Origin of the sequence: Mycobacterium sp. VKM Ac-1816D, from assembly GCF_000416385.1 — a bacterium.
Taxonomy (GTDB): domain Bacteria; phylum Actinomycetota; class Actinomycetes; order Mycobacteriales; family Mycobacteriaceae; genus Mycobacterium; species Mycobacterium neoaurum_A.
The window spans coordinates 87089-100222 of sequence record NZ_AOHQ01000117.1 but is presented as its reverse complement, the minus strand read 5'-3'; the positions used below and the strand labels follow the sequence as shown (position 1 = coordinate 100222).

16 protein-coding genes and 1 pseudogene are annotated in these 13134 nt (G+C 67.5%); 10 read left to right on the top strand and 7 right to left on the bottom strand.

The window, feature by feature from the left end:
• Nucleotides 1-35: 35 nt before the first annotated feature.
• Nucleotides 36-2603 (top strand): DNA translocase FtsK, encoded by a 2568-nt coding sequence (locus G154_RS05345; protein WP_023985629.1) that lies wholly within the window; start codon nucleotides 36-38, stop codon nucleotides 2601-2603.
• Between the two features lie 53 nt (nucleotides 2604-2656).
• Here the strand turns inward: G154_RS05345 and G154_RS05340 are convergent, their stop codons facing one another.
• A complete protein-coding gene (locus G154_RS05340; protein WP_192817327.1) occupies nucleotides 2657-3178 on the bottom strand; it encodes an amino-acid N-acetyltransferase in 522 nt (173 codons plus the stop codon).
• Nucleotides 3179-3220: 42 nt separating this feature from the next.
• Here G154_RS05340 and pgsA point away from each other — a divergent pair, with 42 nt between their 5' ends.
• From pgsA to G154_RS05320, 4 genes are all read left to right on the top strand, one after another.
• A complete protein-coding gene (gene pgsA / locus G154_RS05335) occupies nucleotides 3221-3814 on the top strand; it encodes a CDP-diacylglycerol--glycerol-3-phosphate 3-phosphatidyltransferase (protein WP_023985630.1) in 594 nt (197 codons plus the stop codon).
• Nucleotides 3815-3868: 54 nt separating this feature from the next.
• Complete coding sequence (gene clgR / locus G154_RS05330; RefSeq protein ID WP_019513031.1) at nucleotides 3869-4186, top strand: transcriptional regulator ClgR; 318 nt, start codon at nucleotides 3869-3871, stop codon at nucleotides 4184-4186.
• Between the two features lie 69 nt (nucleotides 4187-4255).
• Entirely contained in the window at nucleotides 4256-5068 is an 813-nt protein-coding gene (pspA, locus tag G154_RS05325) for a phage shock protein PspA (protein ID WP_019513030.1), read from the top strand.
• A 13-nt stretch (nucleotides 5069-5081) separates the two neighbouring features.
• Nucleotides 5082-5921: a membrane protein gene (locus G154_RS05320; RefSeq protein WP_023985631.1), complete on the top strand. Its 840-nt coding sequence runs from the start codon at nucleotides 5082-5084 to the stop codon at nucleotides 5919-5921.
• Here G154_RS05320 and G154_RS05315 read toward each other — a convergent pair whose 3' ends face one another.
• Nucleotides 5922-6332 (bottom strand): DUF5313 domain-containing protein, encoded by a 411-nt coding sequence (locus G154_RS05315; RefSeq protein WP_019513028.1) that lies wholly within the window; start codon nucleotides 6330-6332, stop codon nucleotides 5922-5924.
• A 10-nt stretch (nucleotides 6333-6342) separates the two neighbouring features.
• Complete coding sequence (locus G154_RS05310; protein WP_019513027.1) at nucleotides 6343-6789, bottom strand: limonene-1,2-epoxide hydrolase family protein; 447 nt, start codon at nucleotides 6787-6789, stop codon at nucleotides 6343-6345.
• Nucleotides 6790-6820: 31 nt separating this feature from the next.
• Between G154_RS05310 and G154_RS05305 the strand changes: the two genes are divergently transcribed.
• Both G154_RS05305 and G154_RS05300 read left to right on the top strand, forming a co-directional pair.
• Nucleotides 6821-7993, top strand: a complete 1173-nt coding sequence (locus G154_RS05305) for a glycosyltransferase (RefSeq protein ID WP_023985632.1) — start codon at nucleotides 6821-6823, stop codon at nucleotides 7991-7993.
• Between the two features lie 19 nt (nucleotides 7994-8012).
• Nucleotides 8013-8207 carry a DUF3046 domain-containing protein gene (locus G154_RS05300; protein ID WP_019513025.1) on the top strand — a complete coding sequence of 65 codons (195 nt, stop codon included), beginning with the start codon at nucleotides 8013-8015 and terminating at the stop codon, nucleotides 8205-8207.
• 10 nt (nucleotides 8208-8217) lie between these two features.
• Here the strand turns inward: G154_RS05300 and G154_RS05295 are convergent, their stop codons facing one another.
• Nucleotides 8218-9111: an alpha/beta hydrolase gene (locus G154_RS05295; RefSeq protein WP_019513024.1), complete on the bottom strand. Its 894-nt coding sequence runs from the start codon at nucleotides 9109-9111 to the stop codon at nucleotides 8218-8220.
• Nucleotides 9112-9294: 183 nt separating this feature from the next.
• Between G154_RS05295 and recA the strand changes: the two genes are divergently transcribed.
• Both recA and recX read left to right on the top strand, forming a co-directional pair.
• A complete protein-coding gene (gene recA, locus G154_RS05290; protein WP_019513023.1) occupies nucleotides 9295-10338 on the top strand; it encodes a recombinase RecA in 1044 nt (347 codons plus the stop codon).
• A complete protein-coding gene (recX, locus tag G154_RS05285) occupies nucleotides 10304-10834 on the top strand; it encodes a recombination regulator RecX (RefSeq protein WP_234713116.1) in 531 nt (176 codons plus the stop codon). Before recA ends, recX begins: the two co-directional genes overlap by 35 nt.
• Here recX and G154_RS05280 read toward each other — a convergent pair.
• Nucleotides 10831-11391 (bottom strand): alpha/beta hydrolase, encoded by a 561-nt coding sequence (locus G154_RS05280; RefSeq protein ID WP_019513021.1) that lies wholly within the window; start codon nucleotides 11389-11391, stop codon nucleotides 10831-10833. The genes recX and G154_RS05280 overlap by 4 nt on opposite strands.
• A 32-nt stretch (nucleotides 11392-11423) precedes the next feature.
• On the opposite strand from G154_RS05280, the pseudogene G154_RS27050 reads away from it, so the two are divergent.
• A pseudogene (locus tag G154_RS27050) lies at nucleotides 11424-11642 on the top strand (MerR family transcriptional regulator); the annotation flags it as partial.
• 165 nt (nucleotides 11643-11807) lie between these two features.
• On the opposite strand, the gene G154_RS05270 reads toward G154_RS27050, so the two are convergent.
• Nucleotides 11808-12518 carry a 3-oxoacyl-ACP reductase family protein gene (locus G154_RS05270; RefSeq protein ID WP_019513019.1) on the bottom strand — a complete coding sequence of 237 codons (711 nt, stop codon included), beginning with the start codon at nucleotides 12516-12518 and terminating at the stop codon, nucleotides 11808-11810.
• A gap of 165 nt (nucleotides 12519-12683) precedes the next feature.
• Nucleotides 12684-13118, bottom strand: a complete 435-nt coding sequence (locus tag G154_RS05265; RefSeq protein ID WP_023985635.1) for a MarR family winged helix-turn-helix transcriptional regulator — start codon at nucleotides 13116-13118, stop codon at nucleotides 12684-12686.
• Nucleotides 13119-13134: the final 16 nt, after the last annotated feature.

Genomic DNA, 13134 nt, shown 5'->3' with positions numbered 1-13134 from the left:
GTGAAAGAGAGGCCTCTGCGACTAGGCTGGCACCCATGGCCAACAAGACCGCCGCCCGGTCCCGAGCCCGTTCGAGCACGTCAAAAGGCAGTTCGGGAACCAAGTCGCGGGCAGCAAGCAAGCCGGCGAAGCGTCCGGCCCCGCCGCGGCGCAAACCCGCGCCGCGCCGCTCGCCGTCGCGCTTTGCCGCCGCCGGCGCCGCCATGGGCCGGGGAACCCGGGCCGGCTGGCTGATGGTTGCCAAGGGCGCAGGCTCCACCGCGCGTTCGGTCGGCCGGGCTCGTGATCTGGAGCCAGGCCACCGGCGCGACGGGATCGCGCTGGCGCTGCTGGGGCTCGCGGTCGTCGTCGCCGCCAGCTCCTGGTTCGATGCCGCCCGACCCGTCGGCGGCTGGATCGACATCGTGTTGCGCACCGTGGTCGGCGGCGCCGTCGTGCTGGTGCCCATTGTGCTCGGCGTCATCGCTGTCGTCCTGATGCGCACCGAGCCGAACCTCGATGCCCGGCCCCGCCTGATCCTGGGCTCGGTCATGATCGCGCTGCCGGTGCTGGGGCTGTGGCACGTCTGGGCCGGCGCACCCCTGGATTCGATCGCGCGCCGCGATGCCGCGGGATTCATCGGTTTCGTCATCGGTGGCCCGCTCTCGGACGGTCTGACGGTGTGGATCGCCACACCGTTGCTGGTGATCGGCGTGCTGTTCGGGGTGTTGCTGTTGACCGGCACGACCATCAGGGAGCTGCCCGACACGTTGCGGGACATGTTCAGCACTCGAGGCTTCGACGACCGCTATGACGACGAGTACGACGACGACGACTACTACGACGATGGCGCCGAGGCCGTCACCGATGACTTCTCCGACGCCTACTACGACCGCGACGACGACCTCGGAGCTGCCGACGCACAGCAGTGGCCGACCGCCGAGTTGCCCGCCGGAACGCCGATGGACAACTACCCGCTGCCGGTCGAAGAGGCCCCCACGGCTCCGGAACCCGTTGCGGCCAAGCCCCGCAGGCCCAAGCCGGAACCGAAGAAGCCCAAGAAGTCCGAGGACGACGCCCTGGTGGTGGACCGGGTCGTCGAGGGGCCCTATGTGCTGCCCTCGCTGGAGCTGCTGGTGGCCGGGGACCCGCCGAAGTTGCGGACCGCCGCCAACGACCAGATGGAAGACGCCATCACCTCGGTGCTGCAACAGTTCAAGGTCGACGCGAGCGTCACCGGTTGCACCCGCGGCCCGACGGTGACCCGCTATGAGGTCGAGCTCGGCCCCGGCGTGAAGGTCGAGAAGATCACCGCGCTGCACCGCAATATCGCCTACGCCGTGGCCACCGAGAGCGTCCGCATGCTCGCGCCGATTCCCGGCAAGTCGGCCGTCGGCATCGAGGTGCCCAACACCGACCGCGAAATGGTGCGGTTGTCCGATGTGCTCACCGCGCCGTCGACCCGCCGCGACCATCACCCGCTGGTGATCGGGCTCGGCAAGGACATCGAGGGCGATTTCATCTCCTGCAACCTGGCCAAGATGCCGCACCTACTGGTGGCCGGTTCGACCGGTTCGGGTAAGTCCAGCTTCGTCAACTCGATGTTGGTGTCGTTGCTGGCGCGGGCGACCCCCGAAGAGGTCAGGATGATCCTGATCGACCCGAAGATGGTGGAGCTGACGCCCTATGAGGGCATCCCGCACCTGATCACCCCGATCATCACCCAGCCGAAGAAGGCCGCCGCCGCGCTGGCCTGGCTGGTGGAGGAGATGGAGCAGCGCTACCAGGACATGCAGGCGTCCCGGGTGCGCCATATCGACGTGTTCAACGAGAAGGTGCGCAGCGGCGAGATCAGCACACCGCTGGGCAGCGAGCGGGTCTACAAGCCCTACCCCTACATCCTGGCCATCGTCGACGAGCTCGCCGACCTGATGATGACCGCGCCGCGTGACGTCGAAGAAGCCATCGTGCGTATCACCCAGAAGGCGCGCGCCGCCGGTATCCACCTGGTTCTGGCCACCCAGCGTCCCTCCGTGGACGTCGTCACCGGTCTGATCAAGACCAATGTCCCGTCCCGGTTGGCGTTCGCGACGTCGTCGCTGACCGACAGCCGCGTCATCCTCGACCAGGCCGGCGCCGAAAAGCTGATCGGTATGGGTGACGGGCTGTTCCTGCCGATGGGGGCCAACAAGCCGATCCGCATGCAGGGTGCCTTCATCACCGACGAGGAGATCCACGCCGTCGTCGAGGCCACCAAGTCCCAGGCCGAGCCGGAGTTCGTCGAGGGTGTCACCAAGGCCAAACCGGCCGGTGGCGAGCGCGGCGATGTCGACCCCGACATCGGCGACGATATGGACGTGTTCCTGCAGGCAGTCGAGCTTGTGGTGTCCTCGCAGTTCGGGTCCACCTCGATGCTGCAGCGCAAACTGCGGGTGGGATTCGCCAAGGCGGGACGCCTGATGGATCTGATGGAGACCCGCAATATCGTCGGTCCGTCCGAGGGCTCCAAGGCACGCGAGGTGCTGGTCAAGCCCGACGAGCTGGCCGGCACGCTGGCGTTGATCCGGGGCGGCTCGGACGCCAACGGCGGTGACGACGAGGACGAGGACGAGCCCGACTTCTAGCGCGACTTGTGGAGCGTGAGCCGTCACCGTCGCGGCTCACGCTCCACAAATCACTAGAGGGTGAGCAGCATGCGGGTGTTGCCGAGGATGTTCGGCTTCACATAGGACAGGTCGAGGAACTCGGCCATGCCGGTATCGAAGGACCGACACATCTCCTCGTAGACCTCGGCGGTCACCGGGGTGCCCTCGATCTCGGTGAAGCCGTGCCTGCCGAAGAAATCGGTCTCGAAGGTCAGCACGAAGATGCGCTGCAGGTGCAGTTCGCGTGCCACGTCGAGCAGTTGGGCGACCACCCGGTGCCCGACACCCTTGCCACGGACCTTGGGATGCACCGCGACCGTGCGTACCTCGCCCAGGTCGGCCCACAGCACGTGCAGGGCACCGCAGCCCACGATCTCACCGCCGGCCTCGGCCACCCAGAACTCCTGCACCGCCTCGTAGAGGTTGACCAGGTTCTTCTCCAGCAGGATCTTGCCGGCATAGATGTCCACGAGATCCTTGATCGCCGGGACATCGGAGGTGCGGGCCCGGCGCACGACAAGGGCATCTGGGACTCGATCGACCGCCTCGCTCACAGCAGCGAGAGTATCGGCAAGGGCAACCGATATTCTGTTTCGGTGCCGGGCCAACCAGATACCGATCCAGTGGTTCCCCGTGCGTCCGTCGCCAACGTCGCCAATCTGCTGACCGGTGTCCGATTTGTGCTCGTGCCGGTCTTCCTGGCCGCCCTGTTCGCCGGTGACGGTCACGAGACGTCCTGGCGAACAATCGCTTTCGCCGTGTTCACGACGGCGGTCATCACCGACCACCTGGACGGCGCCCTGGCCCGCGCCTACGGCATGGTCACCGAATTCGGCAAGCTGGCCGATCCGATCGCCGACAAGCTGCTGATCGGCTCGGCGCTGATCGGGTTGTCGATGCTCGGCGATCTGCCCTGGTGGATCACGATCGTCATCATGGTCAGGGAGATCGGCGTCACAGTGCTGCGATTGGCGGTGCTCCGTCACGGGGTCATCCCGGCCAGCCGCGGCGGCAAGGTGAAAACGCTGGTCCAGGCGGTCGCGATCGGTCTGTTCATCCTGCCGATCTCCGGGCTGTGGTTGACCACGGCCACCGCGATCATGTGGCTGGCTGTCCTGCTGACCGTGCTGACGGGTGCCGACTACGTGGTGTCGGCGGTGCGCGACTCCCGGGCCCGGCCGGCCGCCTGAGCGAGTGCGGTACCTGCGGGGAACCAACGAGCCTCCGAGGGCGTTGACCCTGATATGACGACACTGCTGCGTGAGGTGATCGGCGATGTGCTGCGTGGCGCACGGACCGGGCAGGGGCGGACGCTGCGTGAGGTGTCCGACGCGGCCAGGGTCAGCCTGGGTTATCTGTCCGAGGTGGAGCGGGGCCGCAAGGAGGCCTCCAGCGAGCTGCTCAGCGCCATCTGCGACGCTCTGGACATCCCGATGTCGCGGGTGCTCTTCGACGCCGGTGAGCAGCTTGCGCGCCAGGAGCATGCCGCCAGCGGCGTGACGGGTATCGATGCCAGCACCAAGGTCGTGATCCCGCAGGTCGTGTCCATGGCGGTGGCTTGATCGGGTGCCGAAACGATAGGTTGACCCCAAGACGTTGCGCACCTCCGAATTACGAAGGCGGGAAACTTCATGGCCAATCCGTTCGTCAAGGCATGGAAGTACCTCATGGCGCTGTTCAGCTCCAAGGTCGACGAATATGCCGATCCGAAGGTTCAGATCCAGCAGGCGATCGAGGACGCTCAGCGCCAGCACCAGGCCCTGACGCAGCAGGCCGCGCAGGTCATCGGAAACCAGCGTCAGCTGGAGATGCGGCTGAACCGCCAGTTGGCCGATATCGAGAAACTGCAGGCCAACGTCCGCCAGGCCTTGACGCTTGCCGACCAGGCGACCGCGGCCGGTGACGCTGCCAAGGCGACCGAGTACACCAACGCCGCTGAGGCGTTCGCCGCGCAGCTGGTGACCGCCGAACAGAGCGTCGAGGACCTCAAGGCGTTGCACGATCAGTCGCTGCAGGCCGCCGGCCAGGCGAAGAAGGCCGTCGAGCAGAACGCGATGGTGTTGCAGCAGAAGATCGCCGAGCGCACCAAGCTGCTGAGCCAGCTGGAGCAGGCCAAGATGCAGGAGCAGGTCAGCGCCTCGCTGCGGTCGATGAGCGAGATCTCCGCACCGGGTACCACCCCGAATCTCGACGAGGTGCGCGAGAAGATCGAGCGTCGCTACGCCAATGCGATGGGCGCCACCGAGCTTGCCCAGAACTCGGTCCAGGGCCGGATGATGGAGGTCCAGCAGGCCAGCGTGCAGATGGCCGGGCACTCTCGTCTTGAGCAGATCCGCGCCTCGATGCGCGGTGAGGCATTGCCGTCGGGTGACGCCGCCGCGCCGACGGCCACTCCGGCCGCCAATCCGCCGGCTGCTGCCCCGGAAAACCCACTTTCGCAATAGTTTTGGAGGAGATATGGCCGCGGGACCGCGATCGGGGCGCCGAGGGGCGTGGCGCGCTGTGGCCGAGCGGGGTCTGCAGGGCGGGATAGACACCGCCGCCGAGTTCTCCGGTCTGCTGGCGAGCAAGCTCGCCGCCATGTCCGACCCGCGCGCCAAGCTGCTGCGCAAGCGCCGATGGGCGCTTCGCCTGGGTCTGTTCTTCGGCCTCAGCAGCGCCCTGTGGATCCTGGTGACCGCATTGCTGGCATTGTGGAGCACCCCGGTGTGGGCGTTGATCGTCACCGGCGTAATTGCCGCGGGTGCAGCGTTCCCGGCGACCCTGTTCTTCCTGCGCTACCGCTGGTTGCGTGCCGAACCGCTGCCCGCCGGTCCCACTACCAGGCGCATGCCGCCCTGGGGTTCGGCGGCCCGCAAACCGATGGCCGACCTGGCGTCCTCTGAGCGCGGGTTGTACTCGTTGCTCGGTGTGCTCCGGCGCAGCCGGATGCTGCCCGAGACCGACCTGCGCGATATCGAGATCGCCGCGGGACAGACCGCAGTCACGATGGCCGCGACCGCCGACGAGGTGGTCGCCATGGAACGCACCGCCTCGGCCTCGCCGCGCTCGCGCGCGCATCTGGCGCCGACCATCGCGTCCTTCACCGGGCAACTACAGCGCGGCGCCCGACAGTACGACGAAATGGTCACCGCGGCAGCCCAATTGGTGTCCTCTCTGAACGCTGGCCCGGTATCGCACTCGCCGATGGCTCAGCAGCGCTACCGTGACGAACTGGTCCACGCCACCGACCGGCTGCAGGGTTGGGCGCAGGCCTACAGCGATCTCCGCGAGATCGGGGTCCGGCGCGGCGCCTGATCAGATGTCGTGCGTGCCCAGCTCGGCGGAATCCGGGCGCGGGCCGAACCGGTCGATGTAGGACTGGTGTTTGGCGGCGTCGCGTTGCCGCGCCAGCGCATCTACCAGAGCCGGGTTCAGGCCGTGCACGCGCAACATGTGGCGACGCCAGATCTTGTTCAGTGCGTGGGAGAAGTAGATGAACGGGATCAGGATGGGCACCGTCATCGACAGGTGCACGTACAGCGTGGTGGGGATGAGCCAGAACGGCGCGAGCACCAACACCGCCGGGACCAAGACCCGTAGCATCAACCGGCGCGTGGCGCCCGGACCGGCCAGGTCGTTGCGGACCCAGTCGAGCATCGAATCGGGGAGCCGACGGCCCAGACAGTAGCCGATCAGCTGGAACAGATTCGGTTTCGACCTGGTCATCGCAACCCGGTCATCGCAGCCGAGGCCGCAGCGCGGGGATCACCGCTCCGGCCAATCCGCGCACCAGCGCCTTGGTCATGTCGAACATGTCGAAGTAATCGCGCCAGAGCGTGATCCGACCGTCGCGCACCTCGAACACGCCGCACACCCAGAACTGCAGCCGCACCGGGCCGATGATCAGGACATCGGTGCGCTCGTTGAGCACGACACCACCATCGGAAGCGGTCCGGTGGATGGCCACGTCGAACCCGAAGGCGGGCCGGTCCAGACCCCGGAACACGGCAAGGACGCGTCGACTTCCGCGTACGGTCGGAAACCCGACGTTCTGGTAGACGATATCGTCGTCGATCAGCGCGGCCGCCGTGTCGAGGTCGGGTCCGCGCAGGGAGAACAGGAACTTCTCCACCGTCGCGATATCGGCGGCGTCGGTGCTGGTCGGGGATGCCTGGTCGGTCATGGAACTCAGCGTATGTGACAGGGTGTGCGGTGTGCGCGTAGCTGTGGTGGCCGGACCGGATCCCGGGCATGCCTTCCCGGCGATCGCGCTGTGCCTGCGGTTGCGCGAGGCCGGCGATGCCCCCGTCCTGTTCACGGGCGAACAGTGGCTGGACACTGCCCGGTCGGCAGGGCTGCACGCCGAGCTGTTGGCGGGCCTGGACCCCGAGGGCACCGACGACGACGGTGATGCGGGTGCCAAGATCCATCGTCGGGCGGCGCGGATGGCGGTGCTCAATGTGCCCGGAATACGTGCTACCGCACCCGATCTGGTGGTCTCCGACGTCATCACCGCGTGCGGTGGGATGGCCGCCGAGCTGCTCGGGGTGCCCTGGATCGAGCTGAACCCACATCCGCTGTACTTGCCTTCGAAGGGTCTGCCGCCACTGGGCAGCGGCCTCGCACCCGGGGTGGGTCTGCGCGGGAGAATGCGCGACACGGTGATGCGCGCGCTGACCGCGCGCTCCATCCGGGCAGGCCATCGGCACCGTGAGCAGGCCAGGACGGCGATCGGACTGCCGGCCCGCGAACCAGGACCGTTGCGGCGACTGATCGCCACGTTGCCGGCCCTCGAGGTTCCGCGACCGGACTGGCCTGCCGAGGCAGTCGTTGTCGGCCCCTTGCACTTCGAGCCCACCGACGCTGTGCTGGAGCCCCCGCCGGGCGGCGGCCCGCTGGTGGTCGTGGCGCCCTCGACCGCCGTGACCGGGGCCGCGGGACTTGCCGAACTGGCGCTGACCGCGCTGCGGCCAGGCCGGGAACTACCCGCAGGGGCACGCGTGGCCATCTCGCGCCTCGGCGGTCCCGAGCTGGCCATGCCGGCGTGGGCCGTGGCCGGGCTGGGACGTCAGGACGCGCTGTTGGCCAAGGCCGACGTGCTGGTCTGCGGTGGTGGTCACGGGATCGTCGCCAAGGCCTTGCTGCACGGGGTGCCCCTGGTCACCGTCCCGGGTGGCGGTGACCAATGGGAGATCGCCAATAGGGTGGTGCGCCAGGGATCCGGGCGTCTGATCCGGCCGTTGACCCCCGAGTCGCTATCGGCTGCCGTGGCCGCCGTGCTGGCGGATCATGGGTACCGGGATGCCGCCCAGCGGGCCGGGTCCGGTGCCGAGGCGGTGACCGATCCGGTACGGGTGTGCCATGACGCGCTGGCTCCGACCCGCTAGCGGTCGGTAGGTTGGCGGCGTGCGTCTCACCGAGTTCAACGATCGTGTCACCGGCCGGTTCGGTGCCGCCTACGGCGCGTCGGTGCTCGTGGATCATGTACTCAGCGCGTTGGGGGGTCGGACCGCCGCCGAGGCCATCGAGGCAGGGGTCGAGCCGCGGGATGTGTGGCGGGCGCTGTGCGCGGATTTCGACGTGCCGCGCGATCAGTGGTGACCGGTCGGGCCTACCGGCGGGCGAGCACCCGATCCAGGAACTCCACCTGATCGATACGGACCTGTGGATCCAGATAGATGTCGAAGTGGCCGTACGGATAGCGGCGCAGCTCACCGCGGGGAGCGCGTTCGGCCGTGGTGACGGTCGATCCCGGTGGCGCGGTGGTATCGCTGTCACAGACGCACACCAGCACGGGCATCCGTAGCCGCCGGGCCGCGCGCACCGGTCGGTAGAAGGGGAAGCGCAACATGAGGCGCGCCGCGAATTCGTTGCGCCACAGCGACTCCGGTCCCACGATCGAGGCGAGGCCCGGCTGTGCGTCCGGCGCGGTCATCGCCGCGACCGTGCCGGGTGCCCCGACGGCGGGTATCAGCAGCGGCGGCCCGCCCCGCCAGGCCCGGATCTGATCGCGGACCGCGGCGATCGTGATGCGCGCCGATGTCAGTGGCGCGACTTTGGCCAGGGTGGGCAGCGCGTCGGTGAACGGCGCCTGGGAGACCACGGCCGCGATGGACGGCTCGTCGGCGGCGATGGCGAGCACGTGGCCGCCGCTGAATGAGGATCCCCACAGCACGATGCGGTTCGCGTCGATGCCGTCGAGTCCGCGGGCCCACTCCACGACGGCCCGGTAGTCCGCGTGCTGGGCGGCGATGTCGATCAGTTGACGGGGCCGACCGGTCGACGCGCCGAAACCGCGGTAGTCGAACAGGGCGACGGCGTAGCCGGCCGCACAGAATGCCTCGGCGTAGGGCGGCAGGCCGTCGTCACGGGTGCCGGCGAACCCGTGGGCCATGACGACGCAGGGCGTGTCGATGCCTGGCGTGTTGTCGGTGTCGGGTCGATACAGGTAGACGGCGAGTTCTTCACCGGCGAAGGGAACCCGCAGGTCCGCGCGCTGAGTCATCGACCGAGGATACCGACCTGCGATACCCGCGCCCGCGGTGCGCGGCGTGTCACCTTGCCTTCGAACACCTGTTCGCTAATGTGGTGATCATTCGGCCGGAGTCACTTGTCGGTGGTGCGTTCTAGTCTCGCAGCCAACCGACCGGAACCCCGGTCAACCGCACGACTACGGAGAGGTACTCCCATGGCGCCACAGGCTCCCGATCGCGAAAAAGCACTCGAACTGGCGATGGCCCAGATCGAGAAGAACTACGGCAAGGGTTCGGTGATGCGCCTCGGTGAAGAGGTTCGCCAGCCCATCTCGGTCATTCCCACCGGCTCCATCTCGCTGGACGTGGCGCTGGGTATCGGCGGTCTGCCGCGCGGCCGCGTCGTCGAGATCTACGGGCCGGAATCCTCGGGTAAGACCACCGTTGCGTTGCACGCGGTGGCCAACGCCCAGGCTGCCGGCGGTATCGCGGCGTTCATCGACGCCGAGCACGCGCTCGATCCCGAGTACGCCAAGAAGCTGGGGGTGGATACCGACGCCCTGCTGGTGTCCCAGCCCGATACCGGTGAGCAGGCGCTGGAGATCGCCGACATGCTGGTGCGGTCCGGGGCCATCGACCTGATCGTCATCGACTCGGTCGCCGCCCTGGTGCCGCGCGCCGAGATCGAGGGTGAGATGGGTGACAGCCACGTCGGTCTGCAGGCCCGCCTGATGAGCCAGGCGCTGCGTAAGATGACCGGCGCGCTGAACAACTCGGGCACCACGGCCATCTTCATCAACCAGCTGCGCGAGAAGATCGGCGTGATGTTCGGTTCGCCCGAGACCACCACCGGCGGTAAGGCGTTGAAGTTCTACGCCTCGGTGCGCCTGGATGTGCGCCGTATCGAGACGCTCAAGGACGGAACCGACGCCGTCGGTAACCGCACCCGCGTCAAGGTCGTCAAGAACAAGGTGTCTCCGCCGTTCAAGCAGGCCGAGTTCGACATTCTGTACGGCCACGGCATCAGCCGCGAGGGCTCGCTCATCGATATGGGTGTCGAGCACGGCTTCATCCGCAAGTCCGGTTCGTGGTTCACCTACGAGGGTGAGCAGCTGGGACAGGGCAAGGAGAATGCCCGTAAGTTCTTGTTGGAGAACGGCGATGCGGCCAACGAGATCGAGAAGAAGATCAAGGAGAAGCTCGGTATCGGTGCCGTGCTGACCGATGATGACGTTCTGCCCGCCCCCGTCGACTTCTGAGAAGCCGGCCGGACCCAAACGGGAGGAGCAGGCGCGGGATGTATGCCTTCGCCTGCTCACCGTCCGGGCCCGCACTCGTGTCGAGCTGGAAACCGCGCTGACCAAACGCGGCTTCCCCGACGATGTCAGCGCTCGGGTGCTCGACCGGCTGGTCGAAGTGGGGTTGCTCGACGACGCGGCGTTTGCCCAGGAGTGGGTCCGTAGCCGTCGGACCAATTCGGGAAAAGGCAAGCGCGCGTTGGTCGCCGAGCTGCGCACCAAAGGCGTCGACGCCGAATTGATCACCGAGACGCTCGACAGCGTCGACGCGGGCGAGTGGCGGGTCCAAGCCGAGCGTCTGGTCGCCGACAAGTTGCGTCGGGAACGCCTCGATGACGAGCTGAAGGTGACCCGCAGATTGGTCGCGATGCTGGCTCGTCGCGGGTACAGCCAGGGCATGGCCTATGACGTCGTGAGCACACAACTCGCTCAGGAGCGCGAACGCCGGGCGGTTTAGATCAGCACGTCGAGTACCTGGGGCAGCCTGGTCACGCCGTCGGAACCGAGGAAATGCCCGGCTCCCGGGACCACGACGGCGGTGGTGCCCAGCGACGCGGCGAGACGGTCGGTGTGTTCGATCGGAACGTAATCGTCTGCGTCGGAACGGAACAGCGCCAGCCGGTCGATACGTTCTGCCAGCCCGTTCACCGGGCATCCGCCGTTGATGTAGTCGTCGAGATTGGGCAGGGCCGGGCACGGATCGACAAACCCGGACACCAGGACCAGGGCGCCGAGTCGCCATGGCCTGCGAAGTGCGGCCAAGTATCTCAGCACGGTGAGGCATCCGAGACTGTGTCCCACCACGATCGTCTCCGCGTCGGGGATGCCGACGGTGTCGCGCACGGTGCGCAACCATGGTCCGGGCTCGGGTGCCTGCGGACTGGGCATGGCAGGCACCGAGGTGGTGATGCCGCGGGTGCCGAGCTCCTCGGCCAGCCAACCGAACCAATGGTCGTGCGGCGTGGCCGAGTATCCGTGGATGATTACGGCACGCCGTGCGGTTGTCGATGTCATGCACCCGACGCTAAAGCTTCACGCCTGCGTGAATGTCAAGACCGAGTCCGGAATTCACCGTCGTGCTGATCGGTGAGCTGGCTGCGGCGGCCGGTGTCAGCACCCGTGCCCTGCGGCATTACGAAGACCGTGGGCTGCTGGTTCCCGGCCGGACCGCCAACGGTTACCGGCGGTACGGCCGGCAGGACGTCACCCGGGTGATGCAGATCCAACTGATGATCGGTGCCGGGCTCGGCACGTCGACCATTCGGCGGTATCTCGACTGTGCCCGCACCGACGAGCGTGGGACATTCCTGCACATGTGTCCCGACCTGCGGGCCGCTCTGGACGAGGTCGCCGGCCGTCTCGACGAGCGCCAGGCCCAGCTCACCGAAACCCGGTTGCGGCTGCGCACGCTGGCTGTGGGAGCAGCGGCCTCAGATCAAGAACCCGCCGTCGACATTCAAGTTGATACCGGTGATATAGCCCGAGTCGGGGGAGGCAAGAAAGGCCACGGCGCTGGCGATATCACCGGTGTTGCCGTAGTGCCCGACGGCCAGTAACGGGGTCATCTGCTCGGCGAGTGGGCCCTCGGCGGGGTTCATGTCGGTGGCGATGGGCCCCGGCTGGATGTTGTTGACTGTGATACCGCGCGGCCCGAGTTCGCGGGCCAGGCCGCGGGTGAATCCGGCGACCGCCGCCTTGGACAGCGCATACACCGAAAAGGCCGGCACCGGAACGCGCTCGGCGTTCACGCTGCCGATATTGATGATGCGCCCGCCCATGCCCAGGTGTGGCACCGCGGCCTTGGTGGCCACGAATACGCCGCGCACGTTGATGTCCACGATGCGGTCGAATTCCTCGAGGTCGAAGTCCTCGATGAGTGCGCCGGAGGCGACACCGGCATTGTTCACCAGGATGTCCAGGCCGCCGAGTTCGGCCGCGGCGGACTCGACGGAGGCGGTGACTGCCTGCGCGTCGGCGGAGTCGGCCGCAATGGCCACCACCTTGGCGCCCGCGGTGGTCAGTTCGTCGACCAGTTGTTGTGCCGGGGTGGGCGAGGAGTTGTAGGTAAAGGCGACCGACGCACCGTCGGCGACCAGGCGGCGCACGATCTGGGCGCCGATACCGCGCGAGGCGCCGGTCACCAATGCGCGGCGGCCTGCCAGTGGTGCAGAGTACGGGTGTTATCGGTCATGACGTCCTCCGCGAGCTGGAACGGTTCGTGCGAACCGATCGGTTGTTGACCCCTGGGAGATAACAGTGCACGCCGTGCTTCATTCCCGGGTCTGATCCCGCGGATCCGAACGCGGCTACTGTAGCCCGCGTTCCAACGCGGCGAGCAGGCGCAGCGCCGCGGGGAGATCGCGGTGGTCGTCGAGTGCGCCACCTATGACGGATGCCCAGACGGCGCGGATGCGGGCGAGATCTTCGGCGGCCAGTTCTGTTGTGCGAAGCAGGAATTGACGATTGTCAGCCGGGTCCGGCGTTCGTTCGACGAGACCCTTGCGTTCCAGGTCGCGCAGCGCCCGGCTCAGGTTGCTGCGCTGCAGGGCGGTTCCGGTCGCGACCGCGCTGGGGCCGATACCGGGGTGGTGGTCGATATAGCGCAGCACCGTCACCTCGGTCGTGGAGAGGTCGAGTACGGACGGATCGGCCATGGTGCGGGCCCGGATCGCCCGGGACACCGCCATCAGGAGGTCGGCCAGGTCGGCGAGCTGCTCGGTGTGAGCGGGTCGAGCTTGCATGATCGCCACCCTACCT

What these genes read in the sequence shown, in the direction of transcription:
- G154_RS05345 (WP_023985629.1), top strand. Translation starts at nt 36, where the DNA reads ATGGCCAACAAGACCGCCGCCCGGTCCCGAGCCCGTTCGAGCACGTCA.
- clgR (WP_019513031.1), top strand. Translation starts at nt 3,869, where the DNA reads ATGACGACACTGCTGCGTGAGGTGATCGGCGATGTGCTGCGTGGCGCA.
- pspA (WP_019513030.1), top strand. Translation starts at nt 4,256, where the DNA reads ATGGCCAATCCGTTCGTCAAGGCATGGAAGTACCTCATGGCGCTGTTC.
- G154_RS05320 (WP_023985631.1), top strand. Translation starts at nt 5,082, where the DNA reads ATGGCCGCGGGACCGCGATCGGGGCGCCGAGGGGCGTGGCGCGCTGTG.
- G154_RS05315 (WP_019513028.1), bottom strand. Translation starts at nt 6,332, where the DNA reads ATGACCAGGTCGAAACCGAATCTGTTCCAGCTGATCGGCTACTGTCTG.
- G154_RS05310 (WP_019513027.1), bottom strand. Translation starts at nt 6,789, where the DNA reads ATGACCGACCAGGCATCCCCGACCAGCACCGACGCCGCCGATATCGCG.
- G154_RS05295 (WP_019513024.1), bottom strand. Translation starts at nt 9,111, where the DNA reads ATGACTCAGCGCGCGGACCTGCGGGTTCCCTTCGCCGGTGAAGAACTC.
- recA (WP_019513023.1), top strand. Translation starts at nt 9,295, where the DNA reads ATGGCGCCACAGGCTCCCGATCGCGAAAAAGCACTCGAACTGGCGATG.
- recX (WP_234713116.1), top strand. Translation starts at nt 10,304, where the DNA reads ATGATGACGTTCTGCCCGCCCCCGTCGACTTCTGAGAAGCCGGCCGGA.
- G154_RS05280 (WP_019513021.1), bottom strand. Translation starts at nt 11,391, where the DNA reads ATGACATCGACAACCGCACGGCGTGCCGTAATCATCCACGGATACTCG.
- G154_RS05265 (WP_023985635.1), bottom strand. Translation starts at nt 13,118, where the DNA reads ATGCAAGCTCGACCCGCTCACACCGAGCAGCTCGCCGACCTGGCCGAC.